Consider the following 14,622-nt stretch of genomic DNA (forward strand, 5'->3'; position numbering starts at 1 on the left):
TTCAAGCTCTTTACTGCAATTGAGATTGCCATTGAGATTGCTTGCGGATTTTAGGTTAATAAGGTATATAAGGCAAACATTCCGTAGAATTCTTGCTTTATCAGAATCAGTCCGTCATTGCTGAAAGTGGAGAAGGTGGTGAATCCTCCGCACAGACCGGTAGTCAGCAACAGCCGTACCTCAGTAGAAAGGTTGAAACGGGCGGATAAGGTATAGAATAGCCCGATGAGGAAACTTCCGAGGATATTGACTGTGAATGTAGCCCATGGGAAAGAGTAGGGGACTATGCGCTCGTGGAGCATCATCTGCACGCAGTAGCGCAGTACGCTGCCGGTACCGCCGCCAAGGAATATAGCTATCAGTAATCTAGTCATAGGTTTTCTGGGGTTGGTTTTGGCTGCAAAGGTAGTGAAGACAAAGGAATTTCAGTAAATCATAGCCCGAAATTTCATAAAGCGATTCTGTACTGGGGGAAGTAGTTATTGGTGGGATGTATATAATTTTGATATTTGATATGAGTGATTGCCAATCTTGGTTCCGGATAGTTCGTGATGGGGCAGAAGCGATTTACTAAATCTTGGAGGAAGATTTAGTAAATCGTTGCCGGAGATTTAGTAAAATGTCCGGGAGATTTTAGTAAACGAGTAGAAGGGGCTTTGGAAGGATGACTGGTTTGTCTGTATTTTTGGATACGGTAATAACTTGTGAAACTTGAGCCACTCTTGAAATTGAGGTCTTAACCGTTCAAATGCCATATTGTAGAGACCTCTCTAGAACCTTGTCTTGATAATCAGCGATTTATTTTCATTGGCTGTAGAGATTGTATCCATTCCTTCTCATTCTCTTCCTGCCTTTCTTTCTTCACTTGTAGAGAAGGGTTGTTCTTAATTTGTTGTTTTTTAGAGTTTTAACGAAATTGGTTGTAGATGTCATTTCCTTGTATTCCCGTCATTCACACCCTAACTTTGCAACATCGAATTCAAGAGAATGAAAGTTTATCGTTGAGGCCTCACGATGGATCTCCACTTCTTGAAAGAGAGGAAAAGGCTTCGGCCTATTTATTACATTATTATATTAACTTTCTAAAACATTAAAAATTATGGGACTTCAGTATGTAGTGGCAAAGAGAATCTTTGGTTTTGACAAGGACAAAAATGTAAAGTATGTAGCTAAATCCGTAGGAGCGGGTGAATTGGATTTTGATAAGTTGTGTGCCAAAGTGAGCCGTATTCTTGGTATTCACAGAAAGACGGTGGACTTAGTGGCTACAGGACTGGTGGACATCATGTCGGAAGAAATAGACGATGGAAAGACTGTTCGTTTAGGTGATTTCGGATTGTTCCGCCCTTCTTTTGTAGGGAAGAGTGCTGATACGGAGGCTGGCGTTTCGGCCAGTAACATTGTCCGTAAACGTATTCTGTTTTTTCCGGGGAAAGCTTTTAGTCAAATGTTGGGCAATATGAGCGTCACCAAGATGGTGGTTCCCGATACGGACTATACGGATGGAAGTAGCAATGGTGGAGGGGATAACTCCAATCCTTCGGGAGGCAATGACGGGGACCAAGGTGAAAATCCTTTGGGATAATTCCAGTGCACGATTAAAGTTGTAAAAATATGGAGGGCGAAGTTTTCGTAGCGATACTTCTCCTTCTATTTTGTTTGTAGGCAGGATATTGTTCAAGGGAAGTTGGTTTTCATGCAAACGTTTGCCGACAAATCATCTATCATTTTAGTTTAATTGCGTCAGAGTGTATTTCTTTCCTGCCTATATTTGCATCTGGAACATAATTTTATAAATATAGCATGAGAAACATGAAAGCAATCTGTACAAAATTAGCCTGCTTCCTGCTCGTTTTGTTGGTGAGCGGCGTAGCAATGGCAGAGAGTATTACCTCTCCCAACGGACAACTTCAATTGAATTTTTCGGTAAATGCGCAAGGCGAACCCGTTTACGAACTTTCTTACAAAGGAAAGCCGGTGATTAACCCTTCCAAATTAGGACTCGAACTGAAGAACGACCCCGGTCTGATGAATGGCTTCACGATGGAGGATGCAAAGACTTCCACTTTCGACGAGACTTGGGAACCGGTATGGGGTGAAGTAAAGCAAATCCGTAACCACTATAATGAGCTGGCTGTGACGCTCAACCAAAAGGCGCAGGATAGGAACATCATTATCCGCTTCCGTTTGTTCGACGATGGTATGGGCTTCCGTTATGAGTTCCCTTTGCAGAAGAACTTGAACTATTTCGTGATTAAGGAGGAGCGTACTCAGTTTGCCATGACTGGCGACCATACAGCCTTCTGGATTCCGGGCGACTACGATACGCAGGAATATGATTACACAGAATCCAAACTTTCTGAAATTCGCGGGCTGATGAAAGGGGCCATTACGCCTAACTCTTCGCAAACCCCGTTTTCGCCCACCGGTGTTCAGACTTCTTTGCAGATGAAGACTGCTGATGGTTTGTACATCAACTTGCACGAAGCTGCTTTAGTGGATTACTCTTGCATGCACTTGAATCTGGATGATAAGAATTTTGTTTTTGAATCTTGGCTTACTCCCGATGCAGTAGGCGATAAAGGTTATCTGCAAGCTCCCTGCACGTCACCGTGGCGTACGGTTATCGTAAGCGACGATGCTCGTGACATCCTTGCCTCTAAAATCACGCTGAACTTGAACGAACCTTGTGCTTACGAGGACGTTTCCTGGATTAAGCCCGTGAAATACGTAGGTGTATGGTGGGAAATGATTGCAGGTAAGAGCACCTGGGCATATACAGACGACCTTCCCTCCATCAAACTGGGTGAAGTGGACTACTCCAAAATGAAGCCCAACGGCCGTCACGGTGCCACTAACGAAAATGTAAAAAAGTACATCGACTTCGCAGCTGAGCACGGTCTGGACCAAGTATTGGTAGAAGGCTGGAATGAAGGCTGGGAAGACTGGTTTGGCAAATCCAAGGATTATGTATTCGATTTTGTGACCCCTTATCCCGATTTCGACGTGAAGATGCTGAATGAATATGCCAAGAGCAAAGGCGTGAAGCTGATGATGCATCATGAGACATCCGGTTCGGTGCGCAACTACGAACGTCACATGGACAAGGCCTATCAGTTTATGGTGGATAATGGCTACAATGCCGTGAAGAGCGGATATGTAGGTAATATGATTCCCCGTGGTGAACATCATTATGGGCAATGGCTGAACAACCACTACCTCTATGCCGTGAAGAAGGCAGCCGACTACAAAATTTGTGTAAATGCGCACGAAGCTGTACGCCCTACCGGTTTGTGCCGTACTTATCCTAACTTGATTGGCAACGAATCTGCACGAGGAACTGAATATGAGGCATTCGGCGGTAGCAAACCGTTCCATACCACATTGCTTCCATTCAACCGCTTGATTGGCGGTCCGATGGATTATACACCGGGTATCTTCGATACCAAACTTGACTTTATGGGCGATTTGCCCCACGGACAAGTGCAGACTACACTTGCTAAGCAACTCGCTCTGTATGTAACTTTATACAGCCCGTTGCAGATGGCTGCCGACTTGGTTGAGAACTACGAAAAGCACATGGATGCTTTCCAATTCATCAAGGATGTGGCAGTAGACTGGGACGACAGCAAGTACATTGAAGCAGAACCGGGTGATTACATTACCGTGGCCCGTAAGGCAAAAGGAACCGGCAACTGGTTTGTTGGAGGTATTACAGACGAGAATGCACGTACAGCCAACTTTACGCTCGACTTCCTTGAACCGGGCAAGCAATACGTAGCCACTCTCTATGCCGACGGTAAAGATGCTGATTACAAGGAGAACCCTACTTCTTATCAGATAAAGAAGGGTATCGTAACCAGCAAGACCAAAATGTCCGTGAAGGAAGCGCGTAGCGGTGGTTTTGCATTGAGCTTGATTGAAGCGACTCCGGCTGACAAGAAAGCTGTGAAGAAGTGGAGATAATTTAGGGTAGAAAGAGTTTTTATTAGGCATTAGTGAGGCCCCGCAGAAGTCCAATCTTTGCGGGGCTTTTTTTGTGTTAGGGTAAGCTCATTCTTATACCGTAAAAATAGCATCAAGACCCGAGTTTTTGGTAAGTTCGTTCTTTGGGGAAACCTTTATTTTTGCACTCAGATAACAGATTGCATAATCATTAAAAATCAGAGATATGAATACGGATAAGAAAATCAGTCGTCGGGAGGCTTTAAAGCGTATGGGATTTGCCGTGATGAGCGGTGCTATCGCATCTTCCGGCCTACTCTCGTTGGCATCCTGCGAAACAAAAAGGAGTAAGCGTATCATCTTTTATTTTACCGGAACGGGTAACAGTCTTTACATCGCCCGTCAGTTGGCTGGAGAGAACGCAGAATTGTTGAGTATCCCTCAGATGGTGAAACGGGGGAAGTATGAATTTGAGGCAGATGAAATCGGCATCGTTTATCCCATCTACGGTCATATGCCTCCCTATATGGTACGGCAGTTCATTCAGAAAGCAAAACTGAAGGCAGAATACAAGTTTGCTGTCCTCACCTATGGTGCAAGGAAGTGCGATGCGGTAGAGATTTGGGACCGTATATCCCGTAAAGCCGACAATGCGTTCGACTATATCAACACTATCATCATGGTGGATAACTGGCTACCCAACTTCGACATGAACGAGCAACTCAAGATAGACAAGCACATCCCCGAGAACTTGCAGAAGATAACGGCAGATATCAACAGTCGGCAGCATTGGCACGAACCGGTGACGGAGGAGGAACGGCAACAGCACCAAGGTTTTATGCAGCGGAGTGGACTCGACCCCGAGGTGGGCTTCCTGATGAAAAGCGAGAAGTTCTTTACCGTGACTGATGCTTGTATTGACTGTGGCATCTGCACCTACGTTTGTCCGCGCGGCAATTATGAGCTGACGTCGAGAGGAGTGAAGACGTCCGGTGACTGCGAGTTCTGTTTTGCCTGCATACAGAATTGTCCGCAGAAGGCTATTCAGTTCATAAAGCAGGAAGATGGCTCTTTTCCTGACGGAACGGAGAAGAACCCCAATGCCCGCTATCGTAATGAGCATATTTCGCTAATAGATCTGAAACGGGCAAACAATCAAAAACTATAATCATTAACCTCTGTATTTTGTCGGATTTACACCCAGATGTTGTTGTACGTAACGGCTAAAATAAGCAGGAGAGGAAAAACCGAACATATCGGAAATACGGACGAACGTTAGTGATTTGTCGCGCAGCAAACGCGAGATGTCGAGTGTGGTATAACGGTTTATCCAGTAGTTTGCTGTATAACCGCTTACTTTCTTGGAAACTTCCGAAAGATATTTGGAGGTGACACATAGGCAGTCGGCATAATAGGTCACTTCACGATGCTCGCGGAAAGTTCCGTTCTCCAGCATGTTGAGGAAACGGCTCATGATGGAAGCATTTTGTACAGAGATATTGTCCTCGCCATATAGATGGGAGTGGAAATCGAAGAAGTCGAGTATCAACATCTGTGTGGAGGCGATAAGCATATCGCGATGGAAATGATGGTCTGTATTCCGGAGTCTGTATTCCACTTGTTCAAAATCCCGGAGACATAGCTCTTGCTGTTCGGTAGTCAGGGACATGATAGGATTGAGAAATAGGGAAAGTTGCCCTTTCATGCCGTAGTTGTTCTGTGGTGTACTCAGCACCACAAAGCCCGATGCGATATAGATGACCTTTACGCGAAAATCTTCTGAAGGTTGAATTTTCTCTACCAGTTTTCCTTTGCGGACAATCATCAGGTCGCCGGCACGTAGCTCGCGCTCCTCTCCATTGTACTTCAATCGGCAGATTCCTGACAGACAGAGGGCGTGTGCAAGATAGCCACTGTATGCGTCCGTCCCCAGACCTTGAAGAGTATCGGCTATTATAATATTTGCGGTTTCTCCCATTATACAGTTGTTTGGTTTCGATCACAAAAGTATATGTTTCCAATAATATAACTTCTATTGTGGGCAAGAAATATATTGCCTTTTTTATTCATTTCAAATCTGCCCGAATTTCGCAAATTCTTCATACCTTTGCATCCGTTAATTTTAGAAACCAATAACAAAACAGAACTTATGGGAGGTTTTTTCGGAACAGTCGCCAAAGCAACAAGCTGTGTGGCGGATTTGTTTTACGGCACAGATTATAATTCACATTTAGGGACAAAACGTGGTGGGTTGGCTACATACGATGCAGAAACGGAGCAGTTTACCCGTTCCATTCACAATCTGGAAAGCACTTATTTCCGCACGAAGTTTGAGGATGAACTGGACAAGTTCAAAGGAAATTCCGGAATAGGAATCATCAGCGATACAGACCCTCAACCCCTTATCCTCAACTCCCACCTTGGTCGCTTTGCCATTGTAACGGTAGCCAAAATAGTAAATCTGCAAGAACTGGAAACAAAACTGTTGGCCCAAAACATGCACTTCGCCGAACTCAGTTCGGGCAAAACCAATCAGACGGAACTTATCGCCCTCCTTATTATACAAGGAAAGACATTTGTCGAAGGAATTGAAAATGTGTATAAGCATATCAAAGGTTCCTGCTCCATGCTGTTATTGACGGAAGACGGCATCATTGCCGCTCGCGACCGCTGGGGACGTACTCCGATTGTGATTGGCAAGAAAGACGGAGCGTATGCCGCCACAAGTGAGTCGAGCAGCTTTCCGAATCTTGGTTATGAGATAGACCGTTATTTGGGACCCGGAGAGATTGTTCGCCTGCGTGCCGATGGTGTGGAACAGATGCGCAAGCCTGATGAGGGAATGCAGATTTGTTCCTTCCTATGGGTATATTACGGTTTCCCCACTTCCTGCTACGAAGGTAAGAATGTGGAGGAAGTGCGTTTTGCCTCCGGTTTCAAGATGGCACAGACAGATAAATCAGAGGTGGATTGTGCCTGCGGTATTCCTGATTCGGGTGTAGGTATGGCGCTTGGGTATGCCGAAGGTAAAGGAGTTCCTTATCATCGTGCCATTTCCAAATATACTCCGACTTGGCCTCGTAGTTTTACTCCCAGCAAGCAGGAATTGCGTTCGCTGGTGGCAAAGATGAAGCTGATTCCCAATCGTGCCATGCTCGAGGGTAAGCGTCTGCTGTTCTGTGATGACTCTATTGTCCGGGGGACTCAGTTGCACGACAATGTGAAGGTGCTGTATGAGTATGGTGCCAAGGAGGTGCATATCCGGATTGCTTGTCCTCCATTGATATATAGCTGCCCGTTTGTAGGATTCACGGCTTCCAAAAGCGACATGGAACTGATTACCCGTCGTGTCATCAAGGAACTGGAGGGTGACGAGAATAAGAATCTCGATAAGTATGCCACTACCGGCTCACCCGAATACGAAAAGATGGTGGACGTTATCCGCGAGCGTTTCGGACTTTCATCCTTGAAGTTCAATACGTTGGAAACTCTGGTTGAAGCTATCGGATTGCCTAAGTGTAAGATATGTACGCATTGTTTTGATGGTAGCAGCCATTTTTGATTGACATTTTGTCCTTAAGGAATAAAAAAGGGGCGTGAATTGCTTGGCAGTTCACGCCCCTTTTTTTATCTTTACAGCACAAAATAGTGGTTAATGATTAGTGATTAATGATTAATGCCATTCGGATAATGCTTTTCGCCAATTACTAATCACTGACCATTAATCACTAACCATTAATCACTAATCATTATTCATCATGACTTTAGTAGAACGTTTTTTAAAGTACGTAAGCTTCGATACTCAGTCCAGTGAAGAGACTGAGATTACTCCGAGTACTCCGGGGCAAATGGTGTTTGCCCGGTATCTGAAAGAAGAATTGGAATCTTTGGGTCTGGAAGAAATCACGTTGGACGAAAATGGTTATCTGTTCGCCACTCTTCCTGCCAATACAGACAAGCCGTTGCCCGTCATCGGCTTTATTGCCCACATGGATACAAGCCCCGATATGAGTGGCAAGAATGTTTCTCCGCGTATCGTGCAGAATTATGACGGTAAGGACATTGTTCTTTGCGCCGAAGAGAATGTGGTTCTTTCTCCTGCCCAGTTCCCCGAACTGCTCGACCATCAAGGGGAAGATTTGATTGTGACCGACGGCAAGACCTTGCTTGGTGCCGATGATAAAGCCGGTATTGCCGAAATTGTATCGGCGGTGGTATATCTGAAGGAGCACCCCGGAATCAAGCACGGTAAAATTCGTATCGGCTTTAATCCGGATGAGGAAATCGGTTTGGGCGCCCATAAGTTCAATGTAGCGCAGTTCGGTTGCGAATGGGCCTATACCATGGATGGCGGAGAAGTGGGTGAACTTGAATTCGAGAACTTCAATGCGGCCTCTGCCAAGATAAGCTTCAAGGGACGGAATGTGCATCCGGGCTATGCCAAGAATAAGATGATTAACTCTATCCGCGTTGCCAACCGTTTCATGTCCATGCTTCCGGCTGACGAGGCTCCGGAGCATACCGAAGGTTACGAAGGTTTCTATCATCTGATAGGCATTACCGGCGAGGTGGAGCAGACAACAGTCTCTTACATTATCCGTGACCACGACCGCACCCGCTTTGAAGAGCGCAAGAAGGAGATGGAACGTCTTGTGGCAAAAATCAATGAAGAATACGGTCCGGGTACCGCTACTCTGGAACTTCGCGACCAATACTATAATATGCGCGAGCAGATTGAACCGGTGATGCATATCATCGACACCGCTTTTGCCGCCATGAAGGCGGTAGGTGTAGAGCCTCGTGTAAAAGCCATTCGCGGAGGTACGGACGGTGCCCAGCTCTCTTTCAAGGGCCTGCCTTGTCCCAATATCTTTGCCGGTGGCTTGAACTTCCACGGCCGCTATGAGTTCGTGCCTATCCAGAACATGGAGAAAGCCATGAACGTCATCGTCAAGATTGCCGAGCTCGTAGCAAGCAAATAGATAATTCATAACTCATAACTCTAATAGTTCCATGAAAACCACTCCGTTTACCGAAAAACACATCTCGCTGGGTGCCAAGATGCACGAGTTTGCGGGATATAATATGCCTATCGAGTATTCCGGCATCATTGACGAGCATCTTACAGTATGTCAGGGTGTCGGTGTATTCGACGTCTCACACATGGGAGAATTTTGGGTGAAAGGTCCCCATGCTTTGGACTTTCTGCAGAAAGTGACTTCCAATAACATAGCTGCCCTCACACCGGGGAAAGTACAGTATACCTGCTTCCCAAATGAAAATGGAGGCATTGTGGACGACCTTCTGGTCTATCATTATGAGCCGGAGAAATACCTGCTTGTCGTGAATGCGTCGAACATTGAGAAAGACTGGAACTGGTGTGTGTCTCATAACACGGAAGGCGCTGAATTGGAAAATGCTTCCGAGCACATGGCACAGCTTGCTGTGCAAGGACCGAAGGCTATTCAGGCTTTGCAGAAGCTGACTTCCATTAATCTTTCCGACCTTCCTTACTATACTTTTACCCACGGTGAGTTTGCCGGAGAAAAGGATGTCATTATCTCCAATACCGGATATACCGGTGCGGGTGGTTTTGAGCTTTACTTCTATCCGGAGGCTGCCATGAAGATTTGGGATGCCGTGTTCGAGGCAGGCGCGGAGTTCGGCATTAAGCCAGTTGGTCTGGGTGCGCGCGATACGCTTCGTCTGGAAATGGGCTTCTGTTTGTATGGCAATGATTTGGATGACACCACTTCGCCCATTGAAGCGGGTTTAGGATGGATTACCAAGTTTGTGGAGGGAAAGAACTTCACCAATCGCCCGATGCTGGAAAAACAGAAAGCGGAAGGCACTACCCGTAAGTTGGTGGGATTTGAAATGATAGACCGCGGTATCCCCCGTCATGGTTACGAGCTGTATAGTACAGACGGTACTGCCATCGGTGTGGTTACCTCCGGAACTATGTCGCCTACCCGCAAGATTGGTATCGGAATGGGGTATATCAGACCCGAGTACAGCAAAGTCGGTACGGAAATCTGCATTGACATGCGGGGACGTAAGCTGAAAGCTGTGGTTGTGAAGCCGCCGTTCCGCAAACAGTAATTTGAATGAATAACTAAAATAAGAAGAATGAAGAATTTGTCATGCGGCATCATCGCGCAGTCAAATTCTTCATTCTTAGTTATTCCTTTCTCTATATTCTGCTTATCCTGTCCAGCATTTGGTTTGCCCAACCTATCTCTTTATTGGTCCATTCCTTTTCGGTTCCTTCTATGCCCTGGCCTTCGTAGGCCGAAAGCAAGGTGATATATTCTTTCAGTATATCGGCGGCTTGGGCTTGTTTGTTCATGCGCATCAATAATAGTATTTTTTGTTTATATATGTCCAGATTGGGGCTTGTTCCTGCCATCTCCTGGGCTTTATCAAGCATGGCGAGGCAGCGGTTGTTCACTTCTTCCGTATTAGACAGTGCCATTTCCGCTTTTACCAGGATGATGTAGTCATTGTCTGTGGCTAGTCTGTTGTCAATGTTCTTGCGTATCAGCCGGGCAGTTTCCTTATAGCGCTTGTTGGCGTAGTTCATACTTGCGTTGAAAGAAACGACATCGCTGGTGGTCCGTAGGTAGGGGCGGGCACTCAGGCTATGGGATTCACCGGCCTTTTCTATACGCTTTTGCAGGTTGCCGATGCTGCCGTAGCGAGGAATGTCCTTGTTGCGTTGGTGCAGGTTGTAATACCCTATAATTTTACCGAGGGCCGATGCGATTCCGTCGGGATTATATCCCTTGAATGCCAGAAGTTGGCGCGCAAGGCGGTCTGAAGAGATTTCCTGGGAAGTTTTGTATTTCATCCCCAACCGGTCCGTTGCCGGAATGCTCAAAAGGGAAGCGATGGCTCCGATATCTGCCACCAGACTGACGGCATAAGCATCTTCATTATCGTCCCAGTAGGCCACATCGAGGGCTGCACTGGCGGTAGTGGCAAAGACATCTGCCCAAAAAGCTGCACGCTTGGCACGCCGCTCGGCACGGTAAATGTTGTTTACCTGATGGTCGAGGACGAAATGTCCCAGCTCACATGCGATGACGGCGGCCAGTTCGTCTTCGGAATCAAGAGTGCAGAGGAGGCCCGTACTGATAACCATGGAGCCGTTGGGAAGCATGAAGGCATCTGGTTCGGGCGACTGGATGATACGTATGTTCAGACTCTCCCCGCGATTGCTGTCAATGGTGGTGGCGTTCAACTTGGAGAACACTCCCTGCACGTACGAAACGATGTAATCTTCCTGATAGGCTATCTCATTCAGTTTGTCGAGATACTCCAGGCACTCTTCGTCGATTTCCTGGCGCAGTTTGTGCTTGTAGCCGCGGTCGCTGAAATATTCGTAAAGATGGTTTTTCAAGTATATCTGCTGCCAGAATTCCCGGTCGGTTTGCGGAGCGGATATGGCAATGTGCCCCATCTCATTCAAAGGAATGGTCTCTTGTATGCCGTTCATTTCGACAGCATAGTAAATGTTGTTGCTGCTTTCACCGGGATTCTTCATTTTGACAACCCGGCGGATAATGACCGGTGTACCGGCGGGAGATTGCCGGTACTCTTTTGTCAATTCTCCTTTGACAGCGATGTTCCCGCTTAAATCTTTGTACTTTTGGGGCTTGGCAAATCCTGCCGTTGCGACAAGGATTGTCAGGATGAATAGGGTGGCAAGTCGTTTCATGATTAGTATATGTTTTCGGTTTTGATGATACAAAAATAGGGAAGTGTTTTTTCCCTTTCTCGTTTTTTTCCCTATTCTGTGATAGGAGATTCCCTATTTATCGGTCCTGCAGTGGGAGGCGGAAACAAAAAAGGGAACCTTTCAGTGAAAGACTCCCTTTTTTCAGTTTGCTTGAAAACTGATTATTTCTTACGGTTACCGTAACGGCTCATGAACTTATCAACACGACCGGCAGTGTCAACCAGCTTAGACTTACCTGTGTAGAACGGGTGAGAGGTGCTGGAGATTTCCAGCTTTACCAGCGGATAAGTTTCACCTTCGAATTCGATAGTCTCTTTCGTGTTGCAAGTGGAACGAGACAAGAATACATCACCATTTGACATATCTTTAAATACTACCGGACGGTAATTTTCAGGATGAATACCTTTTTTCATTTTGATATTTTCTTTTAAAAATTTATATTCTGTTACTATTTTGGTAATAAATAGTGTAATGGTCTTCTTTTCAGAGCGCAAAGATAGTGCAAGTTGGAGACTCTACAAAATAAATTCAGATTTATTTTTATTTAGTAGGTTTATCGCATTTTATTTCTGATTTTTGCAGGACTTAATCTTGTGAATTTATGAGGAAACTACTTGTCTTATGCTCTTTCTGGCTGTGCGTGGCAACGCTGGGGGCACAAAATGCGGAACGGAAACTGTATAGTGTTGCGTTCTACAATCTTGAGAACTTGTTTGATACGATTCATGATGCAGGTAAGAATGACTATGAGTTCCTGCCCGACGGCAGTTACCAATGGACGGCAAAGAAGTATGAGTCCAAGCTGCAGAACCTTTCCAAAGTGTTGGGTTCCCTTTCGCGTGATTTAGTGCCGGAAGGTCCGGCATTCATCGGTGTGGCAGAGGCGGAGAACAGCCGGGTGCTGGAAGACCTCGTGAAGCAGCCGGCCATTTCCAATTATGAGTTCGTGCATTATGAAGGACCGGACAGACGGGGCATCGACTGTGCCTTGCTGTACGACCCGAAGCAGTTCAGCGTTACCCACTCAAAGTTGGTGCTTTCTACTCCTTTTGAGGGGGATACGGTGCACTTGACGCGCGGCTTCCTGATTGTGGACGGACAACTGGCGGGAGAGCGTGTCTGCGTGATAGTGAACCACTGGCCCTCCCGTGGGGCAAAGTCACCGGTGCGTGTGCATGCAGCCAGGCAGGTAAAAGCCTTGAAGGACTCTCTGATGCGTAGCGACAAGAAGCTGAAACTCATCGTGATGGGGGATATGAATGACGACCCGATGGATGAAAGCATGGAGGTGCTGGGTGCACGCAAATATCCGAAGCAGGTGAAGAAAGGCGAATTCTACAATCCCTGGTGGGAGACACTGGAAGACAAGGGAGTGGGGACATTGCTCTATCGGGGCAAGTGGAACTTGTTTGACCAGATTGTCATTTCGAAACCGTTGCTGAAGGCTAAGAAAGGGTTGCGCTATGATCACAATGAAGTTTTCATCCGCGATTATCTGATTCAGCAGGATGGCAAATACAAAGGTTCCCCCTTGCGTACGCATGGGGGCAGGACTTGGCTGAACGGTTACAGTGACCATTTGCCGACCATCATCTATCTGAAAAATTAGTATTACATAATAATGTGTAAACAGATGCCGGAGAGCAAACATGTTCTCCGGCTTTTTTGTTGATAGAAGTATAGATGGCAAAAGTATGACTGGCAGAGATAAATGCAAAGAGTTTGTAATATAGAGATTACAATAATCTGTTAAATGAAGCCAATAGCTTTAAAATAGAATGGATTTGGTAGGATGAGCCGGATATTTTATTCCTCTCAAGTTCTTTACTTTAAAGGATAATGATTACTTTTGCGTAGAATTTTAATTCACTAACAATAAAATTTAAACAAAATGGTTAATTACAAAGATTTAGGACTGGTAAACACAAGAGAGATGTTTGCTAAGGCTATCAAAGGTGGATATGCTATTCCGGCATTCAACTTCAACAATATGGAACAGATGCAGGCTATCATCAAGGCTGCAGTTGAAACAAAGTCTCCGGTTATTCTTCAGGTATCTAAGGGTGCCCGTCAGTATGCCAACGCTACGCTGTTGCGTTACATGGCTCAGGGTGCTGTTGAGTACGCTAAGGAATTGGGTTGCAAACATCCTGAAATTGTTCTTCACCTTGACCACGGAGATACATTCGAAACTTGCAAGAGCTGTATCGACTCCGGTTTCTCTTCAGTAATGATTGACGGTTCACACCTTCCGTACGAAGAAAACGTTGCACTGACTAAGAAGGTAGTTGACTATGCCCATCAGTTCGACGTAACTGTAGAAGGCGAACTCGGTGTATTGGCCGGTGTAGAAGATGAAGTTTCTGCAGAACACCATACATATACTAATCCTGAAGAAGTTATTGACTTCGCTACCCGTACAGGTTGCGATTCACTGGCTATCTCAATCGGTACTTCTCATGGTGCATACAAGTTCAAACCCGAACAATGCCACGTTGACCCTGCTACCGGTCGTCTGGTTCCTCCTCCTTTGGAATTTGCCGTTCTGGATGCTGTAATGGAGAAACTTCCGGGATTCCCCATCGTTCTTCACGGTTCTTCTTCAGTTCCTCAGGAAGAAGTTGATACTATCAACAAGTATGGTGGTAAGCTGGAAGCTGCTATCGGTATCCCCGAAGAGCAGTTGCGTAAGGCTGCCAAGTCTGCTGTTTGCAAAATCAACATCGACTCTGACTCACGTCTGGCTATGACAGCTGCTATCCGCAAGACATTTGCTGAAAAACCGGCAGAATTCGACCCGCGTAAGTATCTGGGTCCGGCTCGTGACAATATGGAAAAACTGTACAAGCATAAAATCATCAACGTGCTTGGTTCAGAGAACAAATTGGCTCAATTGGACTAATCACAAGATAATCCGAATATTATAGGTCAGCCCT

12 protein-coding genes are annotated in these 14,622 nt (G+C 45.9%); 8 read left to right on the forward strand and 4 right to left on the reverse strand.

The window, feature by feature from the left end; translation table 11 throughout:
• Positions 1 to 50: 50 nt before the first annotated feature.
• A complete protein-coding gene (gene crcB / locus DWY55_RS07765) occupies positions 51 to 374 on the reverse strand; it encodes a fluoride efflux transporter CrcB (protein ID WP_120178051.1) in 324 nt (107 codons plus the stop codon).
• 725 nt (positions 375 to 1,099) lie between these two features.
• Between crcB and DWY55_RS07770 the strand changes: the two genes are divergently transcribed.
• From DWY55_RS07770 to DWY55_RS07780, 3 genes are all read left to right on the forward strand, one after another.
• Positions 1,100 to 1,585, forward strand: a complete 486-nt coding sequence (locus DWY55_RS07770) for a DsbA family protein (protein ID WP_022402053.1) — start codon at positions 1,100 to 1,102, stop codon at positions 1,583 to 1,585.
• A 218-nt stretch (positions 1,586 to 1,803) separates the two neighbouring features.
• Positions 1,804 to 3,966, forward strand: coding sequence for a glycoside hydrolase family 97 protein (locus tag DWY55_RS07775; protein ID WP_057088054.1), 2,163 nt, complete (start codon positions 1,804 to 1,806; stop codon positions 3,964 to 3,966).
• A 205-nt stretch (positions 3,967 to 4,171) separates the two neighbouring features.
• A complete protein-coding gene (locus tag DWY55_RS07780; RefSeq protein WP_022402055.1) occupies positions 4,172 to 5,113 on the forward strand; it encodes an EFR1 family ferrodoxin in 942 nt (313 codons plus the stop codon).
• A 3-nt stretch (positions 5,114 to 5,116) separates the two neighbouring features.
• Here the strand turns inward: DWY55_RS07780 and DWY55_RS07785 are convergent, their stop codons facing one another.
• Entirely contained in the window at positions 5,117 to 5,923 is an 807-nt protein-coding gene (locus DWY55_RS07785) for a helix-turn-helix domain-containing protein (RefSeq protein WP_005826809.1), read from the reverse strand.
• 171 nt (positions 5,924 to 6,094) lie between these two features.
• Between DWY55_RS07785 and DWY55_RS07790 the strand changes: the two genes are divergently transcribed.
• The 3 genes from DWY55_RS07790 to gcvT all read left to right on the forward strand — a co-directional run bounded on the left by DWY55_RS07790 (position 6,095) and on the right by gcvT (position 10,047).
• A complete protein-coding gene (locus DWY55_RS07790) occupies positions 6,095 to 7,507 on the forward strand; it encodes an amidophosphoribosyltransferase (RefSeq protein ID WP_005826808.1) in 1,413 nt (470 codons plus the stop codon).
• 196 nt (positions 7,508 to 7,703) lie between these two features.
• Positions 7,704 to 8,927, forward strand: coding sequence for a peptidase T (gene pepT / locus DWY55_RS07795; protein ID WP_022402057.1), 1,224 nt, complete (start codon positions 7,704 to 7,706; stop codon positions 8,925 to 8,927).
• A 31-nt stretch (positions 8,928 to 8,958) separates the two neighbouring features.
• Positions 8,959 to 10,047: a glycine cleavage system aminomethyltransferase GcvT gene (gene gcvT / locus DWY55_RS07800; protein WP_005835943.1), complete on the forward strand. Its 1,089-nt coding sequence runs from the start codon at positions 8,959 to 8,961 to the stop codon at positions 10,045 to 10,047.
• A 91-nt stretch (positions 10,048 to 10,138) separates the two neighbouring features.
• Here the strand turns inward: gcvT and DWY55_RS07805 are convergent, their stop codons facing one another.
• Both DWY55_RS07805 and DWY55_RS07810 read right to left on the reverse strand, forming a co-directional pair.
• Entirely contained in the window at positions 10,139 to 11,665 is a 1,527-nt protein-coding gene (locus DWY55_RS07805) for a M48 family metallopeptidase (protein ID WP_022402058.1), read from the reverse strand.
• A gap of 182 nt (positions 11,666 to 11,847) precedes the next feature.
• Positions 11,848 to 12,099: a type B 50S ribosomal protein L31 gene (locus tag DWY55_RS07810; RefSeq protein ID WP_005835945.1), complete on the reverse strand. Its 252-nt coding sequence runs from the start codon at positions 12,097 to 12,099 to the stop codon at positions 11,848 to 11,850.
• Between the two features lie 188 nt (positions 12,100 to 12,287).
• Here DWY55_RS07810 and DWY55_RS07815 point away from each other — a divergent pair, with 188 nt between their 5' ends.
• Complete coding sequence (locus DWY55_RS07815; RefSeq protein WP_005835947.1) at positions 12,288 to 13,295, forward strand: endonuclease; 1,008 nt, start codon at positions 12,288 to 12,290, stop codon at positions 13,293 to 13,295.
• Positions 13,296 to 13,577: 282 nt separating this feature from the next.
• A complete protein-coding gene (locus DWY55_RS07820; RefSeq protein WP_005826798.1) occupies positions 13,578 to 14,588 on the forward strand; it encodes a class II fructose-bisphosphate aldolase in 1,011 nt (336 codons plus the stop codon).
• Positions 14,589 to 14,622: the final 34 nt, after the last annotated feature.

Source organism: Bacteroides sp. AF25-38AC (genome assembly GCF_003602995.1).
In the GTDB taxonomy this organism is placed as follows: Bacteria; Bacteroidota; Bacteroidia; order Bacteroidales; family Bacteroidaceae; genus Bacteroides; species Bacteroides uniformis.

Bases quoted from the DNA above. Each gene is read 5' to 3' on its own strand.
- DWY55_RS07820 (WP_005826798.1), top strand. From the start codon at position 13,578: ATGGTTAATTACAAAGATTTAGGACTGGTAAACACAAGAGAGATGTTT.
- DWY55_RS07815 (WP_005835947.1), top strand. From the start codon at position 12,288: ATGAGGAAACTACTTGTCTTATGCTCTTTCTGGCTGTGCGTGGCAACG.
- DWY55_RS07805 (WP_022402058.1), bottom strand. From the start codon at position 11,665: ATGAAACGACTTGCCACCCTATTCATCCTGACAATCCTTGTCGCAACG.
- DWY55_RS07775 (WP_057088054.1), top strand. From the start codon at position 1,804: ATGAGAAACATGAAAGCAATCTGTACAAAATTAGCCTGCTTCCTGCTC.
- pepT (WP_022402057.1), top strand. From the start codon at position 7,704: ATGACTTTAGTAGAACGTTTTTTAAAGTACGTAAGCTTCGATACTCAG.
- DWY55_RS07790 (WP_005826808.1), top strand. From the start codon at position 6,095: ATGGGAGGTTTTTTCGGAACAGTCGCCAAAGCAACAAGCTGTGTGGCG.
- gcvT (WP_005835943.1), top strand. From the start codon at position 8,959: ATGAAAACCACTCCGTTTACCGAAAAACACATCTCGCTGGGTGCCAAG.
- crcB (WP_120178051.1), bottom strand. From the start codon at position 374: ATGACTAGATTACTGATAGCTATATTCCTTGGCGGCGGTACCGGCAGC.
- DWY55_RS07785 (WP_005826809.1), bottom strand. From the start codon at position 5,923: ATGGGAGAAACCGCAAATATTATAATAGCCGATACTCTTCAAGGTCTG.
- DWY55_RS07780 (WP_022402055.1), top strand. From the start codon at position 4,172: ATGAATACGGATAAGAAAATCAGTCGTCGGGAGGCTTTAAAGCGTATG.
- DWY55_RS07770 (WP_022402053.1), top strand. From the start codon at position 1,100: ATGGGACTTCAGTATGTAGTGGCAAAGAGAATCTTTGGTTTTGACAAG.
- DWY55_RS07810 (WP_005835945.1), bottom strand. From the start codon at position 12,099: ATGAAAAAAGGTATTCATCCTGAAAATTACCGTCCGGTAGTATTTAAA.